At 39.2% G+C, this 19,020-nt stretch carries 14 protein-coding genes; 10 read left to right on the top strand and 4 right to left on the bottom strand.

Annotation, left to right across the window (positions count from 1 at the left end; translation table 11 throughout):
• Positions 1-28: 28 nt before the first annotated feature.
• From AC21OH_RS04500 to argJ, 6 genes are all read left to right on the top strand, one after another.
• Positions 29-2,113 (top strand): mechanosensitive ion channel family protein, encoded by a 2,085-nt coding sequence (locus tag AC21OH_RS04500; protein ID WP_487370347.1) that lies wholly within the window; start codon positions 29-31, stop codon positions 2,111-2,113.
• Between the two features lie 299 nt (positions 2,114-2,412).
• Entirely contained in the window at positions 2,413-3,885 is a 1,473-nt protein-coding gene (gene guaB, locus AC21OH_RS04495) for an IMP dehydrogenase (protein WP_486535427.1), read from the top strand.
• Positions 3,886-4,259: 374 nt separating this feature from the next.
• On the top strand, positions 4,260-5,615 hold the full coding sequence (gene glmM, locus AC21OH_RS04490; RefSeq protein ID WP_487370348.1) for a phosphoglucosamine mutase: 1,356 nt from the start codon (positions 4,260-4,262) through the stop codon (positions 5,613-5,615).
• Positions 5,616-5,712: 97 nt separating this feature from the next.
• Positions 5,713-6,354 (top strand): pyridoxamine 5'-phosphate oxidase, encoded by a 642-nt coding sequence (gene pdxH / locus AC21OH_RS04485; RefSeq protein WP_487370349.1) that lies wholly within the window; start codon positions 5,713-5,715, stop codon positions 6,352-6,354.
• Between the two features lie 247 nt (positions 6,355-6,601).
• Positions 6,602-7,426 carry an exodeoxyribonuclease III gene (xthA, locus tag AC21OH_RS04480; RefSeq protein ID WP_487370350.1) on the top strand — a complete coding sequence of 275 codons (825 nt, stop codon included), beginning with the start codon at positions 6,602-6,604 and terminating at the stop codon, positions 7,424-7,426.
• 107 nt (positions 7,427-7,533) lie between these two features.
• On the top strand, positions 7,534-8,823 hold the full coding sequence (gene argJ, locus AC21OH_RS04475) for a bifunctional glutamate N-acetyltransferase/amino-acid acetyltransferase ArgJ (protein ID WP_487370351.1): 1,290 nt from the start codon (positions 7,534-7,536) through the stop codon (positions 8,821-8,823).
• Between the two features lie 202 nt (positions 8,824-9,025).
• Here argJ and AC21OH_RS04470 read toward each other — a convergent pair whose 3' ends face one another.
• From AC21OH_RS04470 to AC21OH_RS04460, 3 genes are all read right to left on the bottom strand, one after another.
• Complete coding sequence (locus tag AC21OH_RS04470) at positions 9,026-9,973, bottom strand: alpha/beta fold hydrolase (RefSeq protein WP_487370352.1); 948 nt, start codon at positions 9,971-9,973, stop codon at positions 9,026-9,028.
• A 237-nt stretch (positions 9,974-10,210) separates the two neighbouring features.
• Positions 10,211-11,176 (bottom strand): alpha/beta fold hydrolase, encoded by a 966-nt coding sequence (locus AC21OH_RS04465; protein ID WP_487370353.1) that lies wholly within the window; start codon positions 11,174-11,176, stop codon positions 10,211-10,213.
• Positions 11,177-11,257: 81 nt separating this feature from the next.
• Complete coding sequence (locus AC21OH_RS04460; protein WP_486535434.1) at positions 11,258-11,422, bottom strand: rubredoxin; 165 nt, start codon at positions 11,420-11,422, stop codon at positions 11,258-11,260.
• Between the two features lie 338 nt (positions 11,423-11,760).
• Here AC21OH_RS04460 and AC21OH_RS04455 point away from each other — a divergent pair, with 338 nt between their 5' ends.
• On the top strand, positions 11,761-12,294 hold the full coding sequence (locus tag AC21OH_RS04455) for an adenine phosphoribosyltransferase (protein ID WP_487370354.1): 534 nt from the start codon (positions 11,761-11,763) through the stop codon (positions 12,292-12,294).
• A 271-nt stretch (positions 12,295-12,565) separates the two neighbouring features.
• On the opposite strand, the gene AC21OH_RS04450 is transcribed toward AC21OH_RS04455, so the two are convergent.
• A complete protein-coding gene (locus AC21OH_RS04450; protein ID WP_487370355.1) occupies positions 12,566-13,513 on the bottom strand; it encodes a transaldolase in 948 nt (315 codons plus the stop codon).
• Positions 13,514-13,805: 292 nt separating this feature from the next.
• On the opposite strand from AC21OH_RS04450, the gene pheA reads away from it, so the two are divergent.
• From pheA to AC21OH_RS04435, 3 genes are all read left to right on the top strand, one after another.
• A complete protein-coding gene (gene pheA / locus AC21OH_RS04445) occupies positions 13,806-15,026 on the top strand; it encodes a prephenate dehydratase (RefSeq protein WP_486535437.1) in 1,221 nt (406 codons plus the stop codon).
• 118 nt (positions 15,027-15,144) lie between these two features.
• A complete protein-coding gene (gene hisC / locus AC21OH_RS04440; RefSeq protein ID WP_487370356.1) occupies positions 15,145-16,248 on the top strand; it encodes a histidinol-phosphate transaminase in 1,104 nt (367 codons plus the stop codon).
• A gap of 175 nt (positions 16,249-16,423) precedes the next feature.
• Entirely contained in the window at positions 16,424-18,718 is a 2,295-nt protein-coding gene (locus AC21OH_RS04435; protein WP_487370358.1) for a bifunctional prephenate dehydrogenase/3-phosphoshikimate 1-carboxyvinyltransferase, read from the top strand.
• Positions 18,719-19,020: the final 302 nt, after the last annotated feature.

The following is a 19,020-nucleotide window of genomic DNA, read 5'->3' as shown; positions in this document are numbered from 1 at the left end:
AATGATAATTAAATTGAAATAGGACGCTATGAATAACTGTACTGACCCAAAATTATCATCATGCAATTTAACCACAATAAAGTCGTCAAACATTACTTTATCGTTGAGGGTTCGACAGGTCATTATTCTAGCTCTATTAGTCCTTACAAGCTTGTGTTTATCATTAATATCCCCAACGTCTTTAGCATCTGATAGTAAGCTCTTTAGTTCTGATAACAGTTCTGATAACAGTTCTGATAAAAGTTCTGATAACAGTTCTGATAACAGTTCTAATAACAGGTTTAATAACAATGCAGACAATAATTCACAAGCGGCTCAATCCAAGTCAAATACGCCTCAAAAACAAAATTCAATCGATGAGGCTAGTCAAGGAGACGTTAAAGACGAACCTGAAAATATAATAGACTTCGTTGAAGATCAGTTCACAGATGATTCTAAAGAAGAAGAGTTCAAGGAAACAAAGCGTTTACAAGCGAATACCGAGCTTATTGGAGAAGAACAGGGCTACTATAAGGTTGCAACCTTAAACGCTGGATTACCCGAATTAGTACCGCCGCCGAATCTTGAGACGCCGCTATCAACATTAGAGTTCTTTAGTACAACGACAGCCAACAAAGATTTCGCATTAGCATCATATGCCCTTAATCTAAACTCAATAGCTGAGGGTGAGCAAAAAAATGTGGCAGCCGATCTTGCAAAAAAGCTTGACTACCTATTGGTTGAAAAAGACCTCTATGTCTATGATAAATTGCCTGACCGTATTGATGGAATGATTGAGCCATCTTTAGGCAGTCAAAACCCTATTCAAGGCATTCCCAGACGTTCTCTTAAGTTGGGTTCTATAGATTATCGTGAGCGCAAAGTTTCTTTATATTTAGAACGCGTGAAAGTTGAAGATAAAGCACCAGTTTGGGTGTTTTCATCGCAATCAGTTATGAATATTGAGTCGCTTTACGCCATTCATAAGCCTGCAAAATTTGAACGGTATTTTCCCGAATGGATGAAAGCTAAAGTGTTTGGCTTAAGCATTTGGGAACTTATCGCGCTGCTTATTTTTATGATAATCACCATAGGTATTGGCCTCATCGTCAGCCGAATTGTCACAAAGTTAGTGTATAGCTACTCAGATAAAGCAAAAGACTTAAGCTCAAAAAAGACCTTATCTCTACAAAGTAAAGGACTCACCGATCTTATTTCCAAAATTACAGTACCACTGACTATTTTAGTCAGTTTTTCTTTAATGTTCGCTTTAGTCACCGGAAGCTTACCTAAAGTTGAACCTATTGCCACATCTACCAAACCAATTATGTGGTTTGGATTGGTATTCAGCGGCTTATGGCTAGGTATCCGAACCATTAACTTCTTTGCTAATAGATATACCGATTTTAAAATTGATACCTTGTCTGAGGATCAATTTAGTACGCAGCGTGAACGAATGACGTACGTTTCTATATTTAGACGTATATTTATTTTCGTGATGGTACTCGGTAGTATTTGGATTGGGTTGGCAGAATTTGCCGATTTAGAAGGACTCGGCAAGACCTTACTGACTTCGGCAGGTATCGCAGGTGTGATTATTGGTATTGCAGCACAGCCGACACTAGGCAACATTGTTGCTGGTTTCCAAGTTGCTGTCACTCAGCCCGTGCGTATTGGCGATACCGTTATGATGGATGGTATATGGAGTGAGGTCGAGGACTTAAGATACACCTATGCGGTATTAAAAACATGGGATGAAAGACGGTTGATCGTCCCAATGCGCCATTTAGTCAACGAGACTATAGAGAACTGGTCTCATACCAATACCAGTCAATCCAATGCGGTTTACCTTTATGTTGATTATGGGGCTGACTTTGATAGTTTAGAGAATAAATTTATTGAGCTTGCTAATGAGCACGAGCTTTGGGATGAAGAAGTTACACCTGTGATGCAGGTAACGGCCGTCTCTGAAGATACCGTTACGGTGCGGTGTAAGGTGAGCTCTGACTCTCCCTTAAATGCTTGGATACTGGGATGTGATATACGAAAAAGTATGCTTGAATATCTTAGTCAGGAACAACCACTTGATATTCCTACAGAGCGAGTTACGTTAACACCTAGAGGCCCTGCATAACAGAGTCTACAACAACTTTACCCTATTCTATAACCTGTATTAAATAAGTTTATGTTATAACTCTAATATTCTAGATCGGTTGATTTAGATATCGGTTGATTTAGATATAGTCAGCGAAATACTAAACGGTTACAGCATTAACTTAGCTCGTCTTATTATAGTAGTACTTGTTATAGTTGTACTTGCACTCGGTTGCCTTGTAACCATTGTATATTTCTTTAACTATAGAATAATTAACGCCTAAAATCGACATATTTTTGATATAATAAGCTGCTTATAATTATAGCCATGAGGTTTGTATGTTGCGAATCGTAGATGATGCCCTAACGTTTGATGATGTTTTACTGTTACCTGCATATTCAGATGTGTTACCAAAAACAGCGTCTTTATCAACGCGTTTAACACAAGATATTGATATAAATCTGCCAATCATATCTGCAGCAATGGATACGGTAACTGAATCAGAGATGGCCATTACGATGGCTCAACTAGGCGGAATGGGCATTGTTCATAAAAATATGGACATAGACCGCCAAGCCATGCAAGTTCGACGAGTTAAAAAGTTCGAAGCGGGTACTGTTGTTGATCCAATTACCGTAACGCCCGACATCAGTGTGGGTGAATTGCTACGTATTACGACTGAAAATAACATTTCAGGTGTGCCTGTTGTAGAAACAGGAAGCGGTCAAGTAGTAGGTATTGTTACGCATCGCGATGTCAGGTTTGAGACCAATCACAATCAGCCTGTTAGTAACGTGATGACACCTCAAGATAAATTGGTAACGGTTAAAGAAGGCGAAAATAACGAAAATATCAAAAAGTTATTGCATGAGCACCGTATTGAAAAAGTATTGGTTGTTGACGACAATTTTGCCTTAAAAGGAATGATTACTGTCAATGACTTTAATAAAGCTGAAAACAACCCCAATGCGTGTAAAGATTCGCAGGGTCGTTTACGAGTAGGCGCTGCGGTGGGTACTGGCGCTGATACCGAAGCACGAGTAGAAGCATTGGTAGAAGCTGAAGTTGATGTTATCGTGGTAGATACGGCACATGGTCACTCTAAAGGGGTTATTGATAAAGTAGCTTGGGTTAAAAAGAACTACCCACATATTCAAGTTATCGGTGGTAACATTGCAACGGGTGACGCCGCTTTAGCGCTTAGAGATGCCGGTGCTAACGCTGTTAAAGTGGGTATTGGGCCAGGCTCTATTTGTACCACCCGTATTATCGCAGGTATTGGTGTTCCACAAATTTCTGCTATCGATAATGTCGCATCCGCTCTAAAAGACACCATTCCATTGATCGCTGATGGCGGTATACGTTACTCTGGTGATATGGCAAAGGCGATTGCCGCTGGCGCGTCATGCATTATGGTAGGGTCTTTGCTGGCAGGTACGGAAGAAGCGCCTGGTGAAGTAGAGCTGTTTCAAGGTAGATATTATAAAGCTTATCGTGGTATGGGCAGCTTAGGAGCTATGTCTGGATCAAATGGCTCGTCAGATCGATATTTCCAAGATGCTAAAGATGGGGTTGAAAAACTCGTTCCAGAAGGTATTGAAGGACGTGTTCCTTACAAAGGCCCGGTTAATGGCATCGTCAATCAACTCGTTGGTGGATTACGCTCTTCGATGGGTTATACAGGGTCTTCAAATATTAAAGAGATGCGAACTAAGCCTCAGTTCATACGAGTGACTTCTGCAGGTATGAAAGAATCTCATGTTCATGATGTGCAAATCACTAAAGAAGCGCCCAATTACCGTGTTTCTTAAGTTCTAAAACTTTAAAATAAATTATTGAACCCAAGAATAAGCGTTTCTATACGATATATTCATATCTTTGATTTTTGATATGATTTAGTATGGTATTACTTAATTTTAAATTTAGATAAATTTAAGTATTTTCTTTATTATATTCATTTTAATATATATACTTTATATCGACCAAAAGATAATATCTTTTGGTCTTTTTTATAGAGTATAGTTGTAGTCATAAAGAAAATTTACAGCGTAACCCTATTTAAGCCTACCCTAAGAGTAAGTACGCTTGGTTAATACTATTTAAATTGATTAACCATGACTCTATAAAATTTTGAATATGGTATAACACCAAAAATAAATTGATTAAGCACTATTGTGAGGACGATATGAGTTATTTTGGCACGGATGGCATTCGCGGTCTATTTGGTAAGTTTCCAATAACACCAGATTTTATCTTAAAGCTTGGATACGTTACCGGCCAAGTATTGGTTGAGAATAACAATAACCCAAACAAAAAGCCAAGCGTGATTATAGGGAAAGATACGCGTTTATCGGGTTATGTCATTGAAGCGGCATTACAAGCAGGCTTTAACTCAGCAGGTGTAGATGTACATATGGTTGGCCCTTTACCAACTCCTGCTATTGCTCACTTGACCCGCAGCTTTCATGCTGATGCAGGTGTCGTGATATCAGCCTCACACAATCCTTATTACGATAATGGCATCAAATTCTTTTCAGCCGATGGGCGTAAGCTTAGTGATGAGATGCAAGATGCTATAAACCAAAAGCTTAAGGGTATTGTTGAAGGTCATGCCAACTACGAATTAGATGATTCGTCAAACCTTGGAAAGCACCATCGAATTAATGACGCTAAGGGTCGTTATATCGAATATTGTAAAGGAAGTTTTCCATATCTATATGATCTATCCGATTTAAAAATCGTGATTGATTGCGCTAACGGGTCTGGCTATAGTGTTGGTCCAAGAGTCCTAAAAGAGCTAGGGGCTGATGTTATTTCAATTCATAACAAACCTAATGGTATAAACATTAATGACAACTGTGGATCCACACATCCCGAATCTTTACAACAAGCGGTACTAGAGCATAAGGCCGACGTTGGTATTGCTTTGGATGGTGATGGCGACCGCATTATTATGGTAGATGAAAATGGTGAATTGATAAATGGCGATGGCATTTTATACATTCTAGCTACTAAAGCTGAGACTAAGGCTCAAGGGGTAGTTGGCACTAAAATGACGAACATGGGGTTACAACTTGCCCTACAAGCTGAGAATATCCCTCTAGAGCGTTCAGATGTTGGTGATCGATATGTGATGCAAGGATTGGATAACAAAGGTTGGATCTTGGGCGGCGAACCCTCAGGTCATATCTTATGCCTAGATCAGAGCCGAACAGGAGACGCCATAATTGCGGGCATGCAAGTCTTAGGCATCATGGTTAAAACCAAAAAAAGCTTGAGTGAACTAACCAATGGCTTTAAATTATTACCCCAGTGCTTAGTTAATGTACGCTTAGAAGAGATGCGCAATCCTTATGATTTCCCTGAACTTGTTCGTATATTTGATGATACAACCCAGTCTATTGAAGGTCGCGGAAGAATTTTAATTCGCCAATCTGGCACAGAACCACTTATACGCGTCATGGTGGAGCTTGATAATGAGGATGAGTGTCATCAATTGGCTCAGCGTTTAGCAGAAGATGTAAAGCGAGTCATGGCTTAGTATAAAATACTTTACTAAAGTATTAGAATGAACATTCAAAGTGCATATGTTATAAGCAGACTCAGTATCATAAATTTGACTCAATTCAAGGATCATTATGGATTTATCTAATCGAAGACAATCTTATGATAAAGGTGTATTAAGCGAAGATAGCATACCTTCAAGTCCTATTGAACTATTAAAATCTTGGTTAAAAGAAGCCATTGACGATGATGTCACCGAACCTTATGCCATGAGTTTAGCAACTTGTGGAAACGATATGATGCCAGGCGTAAGGACGGTTTTATTACGTCAAATTACGAATGATAGTATTATATTTTATACCAATTATTTGAGTCATAAGGGCGTAGATATAGAACAAAACCCGAATGCTGAGTGTTTGTTTTATTGGTATGCGATGCAGCGACAAGTACGTTTGCGGGGCGATATTAGAAAGATCAGCCGAGAACAAACTGAAGCCTATTTTCAAAAAAGACCTTATGAAAGCCAGATAGGTGCTTGGGTCAGTCAGCCTCAAAGTGAAGAGGTTGCAAGTAGACAAGTAATTGATAATAAGTTTATAGAATTAAAACGTAAATACCCCGAAGGAACACAAGTGCCAACACCAGATTTCTGGGGCGGTTATGAAATTATTATAGATGAAGCGGAATTCTGGCAAGGCGGCGCAAATCGACTGCATGATAGAATCCTGTATTCAAATCGCGACTCTAATTGGTCTACAGTAAGGTTATTGCCCTAATAAATTCGTTTTTATTTATTAGAGTTTTGTTTATACGTGCAGTTTTATAATGTCATTTATAGTCAAAGAACTTTAAAGTAGTCACAAGGCAACCGAGTGCTAGTACTACTAGGGTAGGCTTAACGAGGTTAACACCGTGACTCTTCAAAAGTTCGCCGACTATAGCGCACTAAGTATTAGATTATCAACTTATCAATAAATATTATATAAATAGCATTTAAATAATAAATTTAGGAAATTACCATCTATGACACGTTTTGTTAGCTTTAATATTAATGGAATAAGAGCACGCCAGCACCAGCTTGAAGCCGTACGAGATATTATTGACCCCGATGTTATGGGACTTCAAGAAACAAAGGTTCATGATGAGCAATTTCCACTCAAAGCGGTAGAGTCTCTTGGGTATCACATCGAGTACTTTGGACAAAAAGCGCATTATGGTGTGGCTATGGTGTCAAAAGTAAAACCAATCTTTGTACATAAGGGCTTTCCAGAAGACCTAGAAGAATCGCAAAAACGCTTTATACATTGTCGTTATGAATTCGATGGTCACGAAGTTGATGTATTAAATGGTTATTTTCCTCAAGGTGAAAGCCGCGATCATCCTATTAAATTTCCTATGAAAAGAGAATATTACGCTTCTTTGAACCGATATATTGATGCGCTACATACAGAGGGGCGTAGTATCATATTAATGGGAGATATGAATATTGCCCCTGAAGATACCGACATAGGTATTGGCGAAATAAATGCAAAACGCTGGTTAAAAAATGGTAAAACCTCATTTCTGCCAGAAGAGCGTGAATGGTATCGTGAACTTATGAGCCGTGAGCTGTACGATACGTACCGTCTGTTTTATCCTGATTCGAACGAAAAGTTTAGCTGGTTTGATTATCGTAGCCGAGGATTCGATGATGACCCAAAGCGAGGTCTAAGAATCGACCACATCTTGTGCACAAAAGATATCAAACACAAATGCACCGATGCGGGTATCAGTTACGAGCTAAGAGCCATGGAAAAGCCATCGGACCATGCACCGATATGGGCATCGTTTGATTTCAAAAGCATTTAGCTATACGTTCGTTTAAGATTATTTTGGTTTAATATTATGTTTATTAAACTTTTGAGAATATGTTATTTAACTCTTGATACATTTTAGATTTATATATAAGGACTGCTATGCCTGTAGGTAATATTGCTCCACCTGATAAGATACACCCAATCAATGGTATTAGCCTGGGTGTCACCGCCGCTGGCGTACGATACAAAGATCGTAATGATCTGGTCGTATTTAAGCTTAGTCAGTCCACCAAAACTTCCTGTGTGACTACCACCAATCAATGCTGTGCTGCACCGGTTGTCGTATTGCGTGAACACCTACAGTCATTAATGAGTGGACATCACTCACCGCGCTTTCTGCTAATAAATACGGGTAACGCCAATGCTGCAACTGGTGAAGAGGGTTATAATCGCGCTATAAAAACCTGCCAGGCTTTAGCGAATAAAACCGATGTTAAGGTCCACCAAGTCCTTCCTTTTTCCACAGGTGTTATTGGTGAGGTAATTAATAGTGATGCGATCATTGAAGGTTTAGATGATTGTATAGCTAACTTGTCTGAAGATAATTGGTTAACCGCTGCAGATGGTATACGTACTACAGATACAATTTCTAAAATTGCGAGTACACAAGTGGCGGTGAATAGCTCAATTAATAGCTCAGCCGACAATACAACTAATAATTCAACTGATCATGCAACGCTGTACAACATTACTGGCATCTCTAAAGGGGCAGGTATGATTCGGCCTAATATGGCGACAATGCTTGCTTATGTGGCCACTGATGCAACGGTATCGCAATTGGTACTCGATGAGATGCTAATGTCACTTACCAAACAGTCTTTTAACCGCATAACCATAGATGGTGATACGTCAACCAATGATTGCTGTGTGCTTATGGCAACTGGAGACGACAGTTCACAACTGATTGATTCTGACCAGCATCCTCATTATCAAGCGTTGTACGAAGGTTTAAAAGAGATATTTGTACGTTTGGCGACTTTAATCGTCCGTGATGGAGAAGGGGCGACTAAGTTCATAACGGTCACGGTTACGGGTGGACGTACAGTAGAAGACTGTTGTGATGTGGCGTATGCCGTGGCACATTCTCCGTTAGTTAAAACTGCCTTTTTTGCCAGTGATCCTAATTGGGGGCGTATCATCGCTGCAATAGGGTATTCAGGTGCCAACGATATCGATCCTAATAAAGTGAGTGTTGCTATTGAAGACGTTGCAATTTGTACGCGTGGTCAACTTGATCAAGACTACAACGAAGAACGCGGGCAAGCTGTAATGAGCCGACCAGAGATTAAGCTTTCTATTGATTTAGGGGTGGGAGAGGCGACTGATACGGTTTATACCTGTGATTTATCTCATGAGTATATAAGTATAAACGCTGATTACCGAAGCTAACGTTGGCTGTTTTGAAATAGATTTATAATAAATTTAAATATTAAGCGTCTTTGATTTTAAACACTTATCAAACACTAATAAGCCTCTAAACCCATATTATTTATTCAATAATATAGTTTTAGAGGCTTATATTTTTATAGATAAAAGTTGTATGGTGATTAGTTTTATAGAAATAGGTTTTTGATTTAGACACAGCATACTGCTACTCTAATTTTGTAACGCACCCTTTATTAAAATGTTCAGCAAATTCATCGGCCAGATATCTAGCCAGCGTGTGTGGAATATCATGTCCTAAATCTGGTATTAACTTTAAAGACGCTTGCGGTATGGTTTTGGCTAAGCTATGCCCATGCGCAACAGGTAGCAGTCTGTCTTTTAATCCATGTACTATCAAAGTAGGCTGGGTGATTTTACGATCTATATCAACCAATGAACCCGTGGCAAGTATCGCTAAAAGTTGACGCTGTACTCCTTTTGGGTAAAAACGTCGCTCATAGAGTAGTGTGGTTTTGTTCAGTACGCGCTTTTCATCAAAATATTGCGGTGACCCAATAACCCGTTGTAGTTGTAACGCGTTATCTATAATTTCTTTATCGTCTTTACTATCTGATACGGGTTTGAGTAAAGCATTTAAAGCATCTAACTTCGGTAAGGGTAATAGAGGTTTATTATTGCTGGTGGCAAGTAACCCCAGTTTTAAGACCCTCTTTGGATATCTTGATGCTATGATTTGAGCGATCATTCCACCCATCGACATACCTATGATATGACAACGTCCTATTTCTAAAGCATGCATCAATTGATTAACGTCTTCTGCCATATCATATAGGGTGTAGGGTATGTTGTCCGATTCTAATTTGTAAGGTATGCCTAACTTAAATTTTGAAAGTAAAGCTAATTTTTTTGACAGTTGTTTATATTCTTTGGTTAGTTTGTTCTTATGTTTTATTTTGCTCGATTTACCTATATCTCTATTATCAAATCTTATTACTTGAAAGCCATTGTGTATTAACCGCTCACAAAACACATTCGACCAAACTAAGGATTGAGCGCCAAGCCCCATAATTAGTAATATAATTGGATCATTTTCATTACCACCGCGCTCTAAATAAAACTTATATTTGGGGGTTCTTATTTTATATGCCTTCATAAAATGAGCATATTTAGATGGTTTTGATTTAATGCAATAAAGCGAATTTGAATCGGACATCATTTAAACCTAGTCTTATATGCATGAGTGAGGTTTTGGATACGTTATGGTTGTATAAGACTAGATGAATACAATGTCAGTTTCGTGACATTTAGACTGTTGACACAAGCGGTTTAAATATACAGTTAATTATACATAACTATAAGTAAATACTAATACAAGAGATGTACGATACGCTTAATGCTTTTGCAGCATGTGTTTTTTAAGTTCATTTACGATAAAAGGTTGAAAATATTCTGGTAAATCATGAGACATCCCTTTTATGAGCTTAAATCTTGCATTAGGAATGTCTTTTGCAACTGCTTTACCATGCGAGGGCGGTAACAGCCCATCATGACTGCCATGTAATACTAATGTTGGTGCTTGAATCTGTTTGCTATAAGTCTGAATAGATCCTGTCATTAGGATTGCTTTTAATTGCTGCACAGATCCTCGGGGATAAAAGGAGCGTTTGTAACGCAGACGTGCCACATCTTCTACCGCTTTTTCATCAATATGACCTTGTGATCCTATGATTTTAATGAACCATTTACCGTGATTAACGATGTCTTCTTCAGCATAGCTATCTGGCCTTTTGATCAGCGTATACAATTGCTTAGGGCGGGGTGGTGCCAACAATGGCTTATTATTGGTGGAAAATATCAAAGCTAAGTGGCTCACCAGCTCGGGATATTTCGCCGCTAATATTTGAGAAATTATTCCTCCCATTGATGCGCCTAATACGTTCACTTTCCGATAACCAAGGGCTTTAATCAATCCTGCGGTGTCTTCTGCCATATCATGAATGGTATAGGCAACTGGCGTTTTGGTATTATCTAAACCGAATTGCAATTTAAACATGGCCGAAATCGTATTCACATTGGGTAAATCACTACGCTTTATTTTAGTAGAGAGGCCTATATCTCTATTGTCAAAGCGTATTACGTAGAAACCTGCATCAATCAAACGCTTGATAAAATTCTCTGGCCAGAAGATCAGCTGAGAGGCTAATCCCATGACTAATAATAAAGGGGGGTTATCAGGATTGCCGCCAACTTCTACGCACAGTTCAATATCTTCAGACACAGGAATAATGGCTTGTTGCATGAGTGAAGATAAGGGTGAAGGGTACCACTCAAACTTTGATTGTTTGTGCGCTGGCATGATAACGTCCTTTTATAAATATTATTAACTACATCTTTTATATATTTTTACTACATTTAATACTCTCTATTTATCAATAGATTAGAGCTCTACCATTTCAAATTCAAGTTTGCTAACGCCACAATCGGGGCAAGTCCAATCATCTGGGATGTCATCCCATTTGGTACCTGGTAAGATGCCATCTTCAGGGCTGCCTAAGGCTTCATCATATATCCAACCACAAATAATGCATTCCCACTTTTTCATTTAATACCTCTTGTTTATTGTACTTAAATTTTCGATGTACTTAACCATTGAATCGTACTAAAACTATGGCGTCGATTATAGCAAATTCTTTTATATTAAAATTGAAGAATGTCACAACAGTGCCAGATAGTCAAAGAAGTCTGAAATGGCTACAAGGCAACTGAGTGCAAGTATTATTTATGTAGTTAGACTCTGCAAAGCTCATTTCAACTTAACGAAGCTCATATAACCTTAATTAGGCTCATATTAGCCTAGATGGTTAGCGCCACAACCGATTATTAGTTCGCTGACTATAGTTGTGTTAAAATAAACGTTATTTTATTTAGCTGGAAACCCGTATGAACAACCAAGCACGAGCTTCTACAACCACTCATCCTTTATGGAACGCTATACGTACCGTTCCAGACTTTCCAAAGCCTGGCATTGATTTTTACGACATTACGCCTTTATTACTTGGGCATATTAACGAAGTCATAGATGCGATGTTAGACGCACTGCCTGATGGCCTACTTGATGAGGTGGATTATTTAGTGGCGATTGAAGCACGTGGTTTTGTCTTTGCAAGTTTGCTTGCAGGTCGTTTAGGTAAAGGCATGATATTATTACGTAAGCCAGGTAAACTGCCGCCGCCAGTCGCTAATAAAGCTTACTCTTTAGAGTATGGTAAAGATACGTTAGAGATTCAGTCTGATTTATCTGAATCAAATGTACTGCTGGTAGATGACATTTTGGCAACAGGGGGTACTTTAAAAACGGCCTATCAATTATGTATTGATGCAGGTCATATCGTTGCTGGTGTGCTCGTATTATTAGACCTGACGGAATTACATGATAAATTTCCTGTTCCTATCTATACGGTACTAGAAGGCTAATGGTTGGAGCATTTCCTATAAAATAATTATCCATGCTTCATATATCTGTTGTACGTCATATAATGACTTAGTTATAGCCTCAAAAATAACCAAAAAAACTCTACCAAACGGTAGAGTTTTTTATTGATTAATTCGTTAAGACAAGTATTAGTAGTTATATAAAGTATGAGCATTTATGGCAAATATTAGTCGTTATGACAGCTACTATACGAACGGTTAATACAAGTGCCATGTCTAAGGGCGCATCCTAATAATGCGACTTGGTATAAAGCTATCTTTTGAGTTGCTTAAGGGCTTTGGCCAATTCATCTCGAGCTGATATAAAACCATCGATACCTTGAGGCAGAAGCGCTTGAGTGATGCTATCTCTTTCATACGCGTCGTTAAATTCACGAGCATCTAGACTAACTTTCGGCATCGGTGCGCTTTGCATATTAGGAGATAGTTGTTGGGTAACTTCAGTATCAAGCTGTGCAAGCTCATCAAGAAGATTAGGCGCTATGGTAAGCAGATCACACCCTGCCAGCGCTAAGATTTGATCAATACTGCGAAAGCTTGCGCCCATTACCTGCGTCAGGTAACCATGCTGCTTGAAATACTGATACGTACGCTTAACAGATTGAACGCCCATGTCATCCTCTATAGGAATAATTTGACGGTTTTGCTCACGTTTTTGCCAATCTAAAATTCTGCCAACAAATGGAGAGATAAGCGTAACGCCCGCATCAGCACAAGCCACTGCTTGATGTTGTCCAAATATTAATGTCAAATTACAGTGTATGCCTTCTTTTTCCAACTGCTCAGCAGCTTTGATGCCTTGCCACGTTGCGGCAATCTTGATTAAAATTCGATCCTTATCAATACCAGCTCGTGAATAAGCTGCCATAAACTCATGCGCTTTTGCTATCGTAGCTTCTGTATCATATGACAGTCTTGCATCTACTTCGGTTGATACGCGACCTTCAATAATTTGCAATATGTTACACCCTACCTGAATAGTCAGGTTATCAATAACATTATCAATCATTTGATCGCCATCATTTGAAAAACGATTCAATGTATCTGATAACATGGCCTGCTTGTCTGGGTGGGTCAACGCCTTCGTGATGAGGCTAGGATTGGTAGTGGCATCAACAGGCTTTAATCTTGCAATTGCATTCAAGTCACCTGTGTCTGCAACAATGGTGGTCATGGTTTTAAGTTGAGATAAAGCGCTCATATTAGTCCTATCTTGATTTATTTATAAGGGTGTAAATGATGTTAAATAGTGAACTACTCGTGTTAATTGAATCGTATAACCATTAAAATTTTGTTATAACCCAAATATTCAGTTATTTATCAAATCTCATTAGTAGAGTTAATTAGCAACAGAGTTATGGCTAAGTTTGTACTAGTGTTGGTAAAACTGCAGTGAAGTTTGATATAGTATCATCGTAAACACTTCAAATAAATAAGTAAAACAGCTAACTAGGTTTACCTTATATAGTAAAACCATAAATACAGGCCATCCTATGACGTCGACATCAAATAGTAATTCTAATCAAAATCTAAGTACGGATAGTGTTGACACAAATAATGAAACAAATGTCGACATATCAAACGAAACTGAAAATACATTGGGCGAGCTACGTCAGCAAATTGATTCGGTAGACGCTCATATTTTAAAGCTTATAAACAAGCGAGCAAAGCTCGCTCAAGACGTAGGTACTTATAAAAAAGAACGTTTAGCAGAGTCAGAGATATCAAATGATTCAAATCATAAAACCGATCCCGTGTTCTATCGTCCTGAACGTGAAGCTCAAGTTCTTCGTAATATTATGTCGCGTAACGAGGATGAAGACAGTCCCATAAGTAATGAGAAAATGGCACGTTTGTTTAGAGAGATTATGTCAGTATGCTTAGATCTTGAAGCACCTCAAAAGATTGCTTTTTTGGGTCCAGTCGGAACTTTCACCCACGCCGCCGCGCTTAAGCACTTTGGGCAAGCAGCGACTACTGTACCGCTTACAACTATTAATGATGTATTTCGCGAAGTAGCTTCTGGTACAGCCTCTTATGGCGTCGTGCCAGTCGAAAACTCATCAGAAGGCGTTGTGAATCATACCCTTGATGGGTTTTTGTCCTCCGATTTGAGAATTATAGGGGAAGTTGAGCTTCCTATTCATCAAAATTTTATTGTCGCTGAACATACTAAAGTAGATAGTCTAAGTCGTATTTATTCACATCAGCAGTCATTGGCGCAGTGTCGTCATTGGCTTGATGTCAATTATCCAAATGTAGAACGCGTGCAAGTTTCAAGTAATGGGGAAGCTGCCCGTCGTCTTAAAAATGAGTGGCATTCCGCTGCCATAGCCGGTGATGTAGCCGTTGCTGAATATGACTTATATAAGCTACACGAAAATATAGAGGACAATCCAAACAATACGACTCGTTTCTTAATTATTGGACGCGAAGAGATTGAACCCTCAGGGCATGACAAAACCTCTATATTAGTCTCTGCTCATGATAAAGCTGGCGCATTAATTGAGATATTAAAGCCTTTATCCAAATATGGCGTTTCAATGACCAGTATTGAAACACGGCCAGAACGCCCAAACAACTGGGCATACGTTTTCTTTATCGATATGGAAGGACATATTAAAGACGATAATGTTCGAAATGCTATTGAAGAGATTCGTCCGTTAGTGAGAGATGTACGTATCTTAGGATCATATCCAAAAGCGGTTATTTAGAATTGATGCCATCTATCGGCTGTTTATTTATTATGCATCTCATTTAATAGCTATTCTTAGAATTTTAGCTATATTACAATTAATGGATTAATTGGGTTTGAATAAATTAGGTAATACTATGAGTCAAAAAACATTTGCAACGCCTGCTTATCTCAGTATTTTAGAGCTACAAGCTTATGAATCTGACAAACAAGTCGAAGAGTTGGCGCGAGATTATGAGTTAAGCGATGTTTTAAAGCTGGCTACCAATGTCAATCCTTTAGGCTGTTCACCCTATGTGACCCTCGCTATCACAGAGAAGCTTGGTAAGCTTTCAAGATATCCTGATTCCAAAGCGGTAGAGCTTAAAGCCGCCATTTCTAAATTAACCGGTAAAAAGTTAAATCAGCTCACTTTAGGTAATGGTTCTAATGATTTACTGCACATTATTGCAACTACATTTGTGAGTAATAATGATGCCATTATTTATAGTCAATATTCGTTCAATACTTATAAAACGTTGACTAAAAAGCTCGGCGCAGTAGGTGTTGAAGTCCCTGCAGAGCGGTATGGACATGATCTTGAAGCAATGCAAGATGCTGTTCAAAACACATCGAATGCGCGCATGGTGTTTATCGCTAATCCTAATAATCCTACTGGGACACTTCTATCCAAAGATGACATCTATCAGTTCGTTAAAACCGTACCAGAACATGTCTTAGTGGTAATAGATGAATCGTATATAGAATATGCGTTTGATGAGAATAATAGTGCGCTCGTTGATGAGTTTGATAATGTTATTATAGTACGAACCTTCTCTAAAGCATATGGATTAGCGGGCTTGCGAGTTGGATATGCAATATGTCATATCGAGATTGCTAAGGTTATCAATCGTATCAGGCAGCCCTTTAATGTCAGCTTGCTTGCTCAAGCGGCGGCAACATCTGCAATAGAAGATCAGCTATTTATAGAGCAGACAATTGAGCTTAATGAGGGTCAGAGACGCTGGTTATGTAAGCAATTTGATGCCTTGGGTCTTGGTTTTGTGCCATCAGCGGCTAACTTTGTTACGGTGAACGTCGGTGATGCACAAGGTATATACGACGCACTACTCAAACAAGGCATCATCGTACGACCTCTAAATGACTATGGGTTGGATGAATGGCTACGTATTACAGTGGGGAGTCCCGAAGATAACACGCGATTGATAGACACATTGAGAGATACCTTAGAATCATTCTAAAATGTTCATTGTTTATCTTTCGTATTGTATAGACTTTTAAAGCCTAGACCTTTAGATATCTTGGTTTTTATATTTGAGTTATAGTCTTAACGATATGGTTATGATAGTGGAAGATGTTATTAAACTATACGTTTTTAGCGCTACCCGATTTAGGTTATTAGGAAGATAGAAAGATATGCTTTTTGAACAGGTTTGTATTGTCGGTTTAGGACTAATAGGTGCAAGCCTAGCACAGGCAATTAAAGATAGAGGCCTAGCCGCGCGCCTTGTCGCAGTAGATAATCATAAGCCTAGCATTGAGGCTGCTATAGAAGATAAAGTAATTGATTATGGTGGTGATAATTTAAGCGAGGTGGTTCAAGGCAGTGATTGTATTGTTATTGCCGTTCCTGTCAAAGCAGTCAGCTCTATCTTTAAAAAATTACATTCTGTAAAACAACAAGGTCTACTAAATGACACTTGCATTATTACTGATGTGAGTAGTACCAAGCAAAATGTGGTGAAGTCAGCTAAGGATATTTTCGGCGAATTACCAGAAACCTTTGTTCCAGCGCACCCAATAGCAGGGGCAGAGCGTTCTAGTTACACAGCAAGGGTTGCCACACTTTTTGAAAATCATAAAGTAATTGTGTGTGAATTAGACAGTACCAATATAGCCTCAATTGATAAGGTCAGTGCCTTGTGGGAAGCAGTGGGCGCTACTGTCATGAAAATGGATGTCGAGCATCACGATGCGGTATTGGCTTATACCAGTCATCTACCTCACTTATTGGCCTTTAATCTAGTTGAGCAGCTCTCAAGTCACGACGATAATATGGACATATTCCGTTATGCCGCAGGCGGGTTTAGAGACTTTACCCGCATTGCAGCCAGTGACCCTATGATGTGGCATGATATCTTTATTGCTAACAAATCTTCATTGCTAAATGCATTAGATGAATACAGCGACTACCTATCTAAAATGCGGCTCATGATAGAGCAAGAAGATTCAACTAAGCTTCTTGGCTTACTAGGTCGCTCGCAATCTGCAAGGCAGCATTTTGATCATATGTTAACCAGCACCCCTTATACCAAAATACTATTAGAGCATTCGACCACGGATAAATATATGACTACTACCCCTTCAAGTTCGTTCATCATCAAACCATCTACGACTATAAAAGGCTGTATTAAAGTCCCTGGCGATAAGTCGATATCTCATCGTAGTATTATGTTTGGTAGCTTAGCGGAAGGCATTACCAAAGTAAGCGGCTTTTTAGAAGGTGAAGACGCACTGGCAACGCTGCAGGCATTTAGAGACATGGGGGTGACCATCGAAGGTCCTGAAAATGGCGAAGTAACCATACACGGTGTGGGAATTAATGGATTAAAGCCTAGTCGAACCCCTCTATATATGGGTAATTCTGGCACTACCATGCGTCTGCTTTCTGGTATCTTATCAGCACAGACCTTTGACAGTGTACTAACTGGAGATGCCAGCTTGTCAAAACGCCCTATGGAGCGAGTAGCTAAGCCGCTGCGTCTAATGGGAGCTTCATTGCAAACTACTGGAGAGCGTGGCACGGCACCAGTTAGCATCACAGGTAGTGATAAGCGAGGCACCTCGCTAAATGGTATCACTTACACCATGCCTGTGGCTTCAGCACAAATTAAATCTTGTTTAATACTTGCAGGATTATGGGCTGAGGGTACAACCACCGTCTTTCAACCTGAAATTACGCGAGACCATACTGAACGCATGCTACAAGCGTTTGGATATGATGTGGATGTCGATGGCAATAAAATTAGTGTGTCAGGTGGTGGGAAGCTCACAGCCTGCGACATAGCCGTTCCTGCAGACATATCATCAGCTGCCTTCTTTATGGTTGGAGCATCTATCGCGAAAGATGCTGAGATTACCATTGAAAAAGTAGGCATGAACCCGACGCGCACAGGCGTGATAGATATTTTAAAACTTATGGGTGCGGATATATCACTCACTAATGAAACCTTCGTTGGGGGTGAGCCTGTTGCCGATATCACCATAAAGTCTGCACCGCTTAAAGGTATTGAGATTCCAGAGCATTTAGTGCCATTGGCTATTGATGAGTTCCCCGTGCTTTTTGTAGCGGCCAGCTGTGCACAAGGTCAAACTGTATTAACTGGCGCAGCAGAGCTCAGAGTTAAAGAGTCGGATAGAATCGCGGTAATGGCAGAAGGTTTGATTCTATTAGGCATAGAATGTACCGTAACGGACGATGGTATTATTATCGAAGGTAAAGGTAATGAGGAATCGCATGATGCTATATTTGGTGGTGGGGATATTTATTCACACCATGATCATCGTATAGCCATGAGTTTTTCAATTGCAAGCTTAAGAGCCAATGACACCATTACCATTAATGGAGTTGAGACAGTGAATACGAGCTTCCCAAAGTTTGCAGAGTTAGCAAATCGAATTGGTATGAATATCGCTACTAAATTGAATTAATTATTTGATACTGTTCACACTCTTAATAACTTAATATATTAAGCAGCCATCCATAAGAGGGTGGCTTTATTTATTATTTAAAATGGAACAATGCTTTAATGATAGTCAACGAAAGGTAAAGTCATCGAACTATAGTCAAAGAAGTCTAAAACAGTTACAAGGCAACCGAGTGCAATTACCATTCATGTAGGTTTAACGAGGTTAACATTGTAACCGTATAGTAGTTCGATGACTATTCTTAGCCGTATAATTGTGGAATACCTATATGTCAAACCATCCTTCTAAAAGCACTCTTTCAAAAC

Source organism: Psychrobacter sp. CX10 (assembly GCF_057621575.2).
The sequence above is the reverse complement of the archived record's forward strand: the minus strand, read 5'-3'. Positions and strand labels throughout refer to the sequence as shown.

Coding starts and splice junctions, on each gene's coding strand:
- AC21OH_RS04500 (WP_487370347.1), top strand. CDS start 29: ATGAATAACTGTACTGACCCAAAATTATCATCATGCAATTTAACCACA.
- guaB (WP_486535427.1), top strand. CDS start 2,413: ATGTTGCGAATCGTAGATGATGCCCTAACGTTTGATGATGTTTTACTG.
- glmM (WP_487370348.1), top strand. CDS start 4,260: ATGAGTTATTTTGGCACGGATGGCATTCGCGGTCTATTTGGTAAGTTT.
- pdxH (WP_487370349.1), top strand. CDS start 5,713: ATGGATTTATCTAATCGAAGACAATCTTATGATAAAGGTGTATTAAGC.
- xthA (WP_487370350.1), top strand. CDS start 6,602: ATGACACGTTTTGTTAGCTTTAATATTAATGGAATAAGAGCACGCCAG.
- argJ (WP_487370351.1), top strand. CDS start 7,534: ATGCCTGTAGGTAATATTGCTCCACCTGATAAGATACACCCAATCAAT.
- AC21OH_RS04470 (WP_487370352.1), bottom strand. CDS start 9,973: ATGAAGGCATATAAAATAAGAACCCCCAAATATAAGTTTTATTTAGAG.
- AC21OH_RS04465 (WP_487370353.1), bottom strand. CDS start 11,176: ATGCCAGCGCACAAACAATCAAAGTTTGAGTGGTACCCTTCACCCTTA.
- AC21OH_RS04460 (WP_486535434.1), bottom strand. CDS start 11,422: ATGAAAAAGTGGGAATGCATTATTTGTGGTTGGATATATGATGAAGCC.
- AC21OH_RS04455 (WP_487370354.1), top strand. CDS start 11,761: ATGAACAACCAAGCACGAGCTTCTACAACCACTCATCCTTTATGGAAC.
- AC21OH_RS04450 (WP_487370355.1), bottom strand. CDS start 13,513: ATGAGCGCTTTATCTCAACTTAAAACCATGACCACCATTGTTGCAGAC.
- pheA (WP_486535437.1), top strand. CDS start 13,806: ATGACGTCGACATCAAATAGTAATTCTAATCAAAATCTAAGTACGGAT.
- hisC (WP_487370356.1), top strand. CDS start 15,145: ATGAGTCAAAAAACATTTGCAACGCCTGCTTATCTCAGTATTTTAGAG.
- AC21OH_RS04435 (WP_487370358.1), top strand. CDS start 16,424: ATGCTTTTTGAACAGGTTTGTATTGTCGGTTTAGGACTAATAGGTGCA.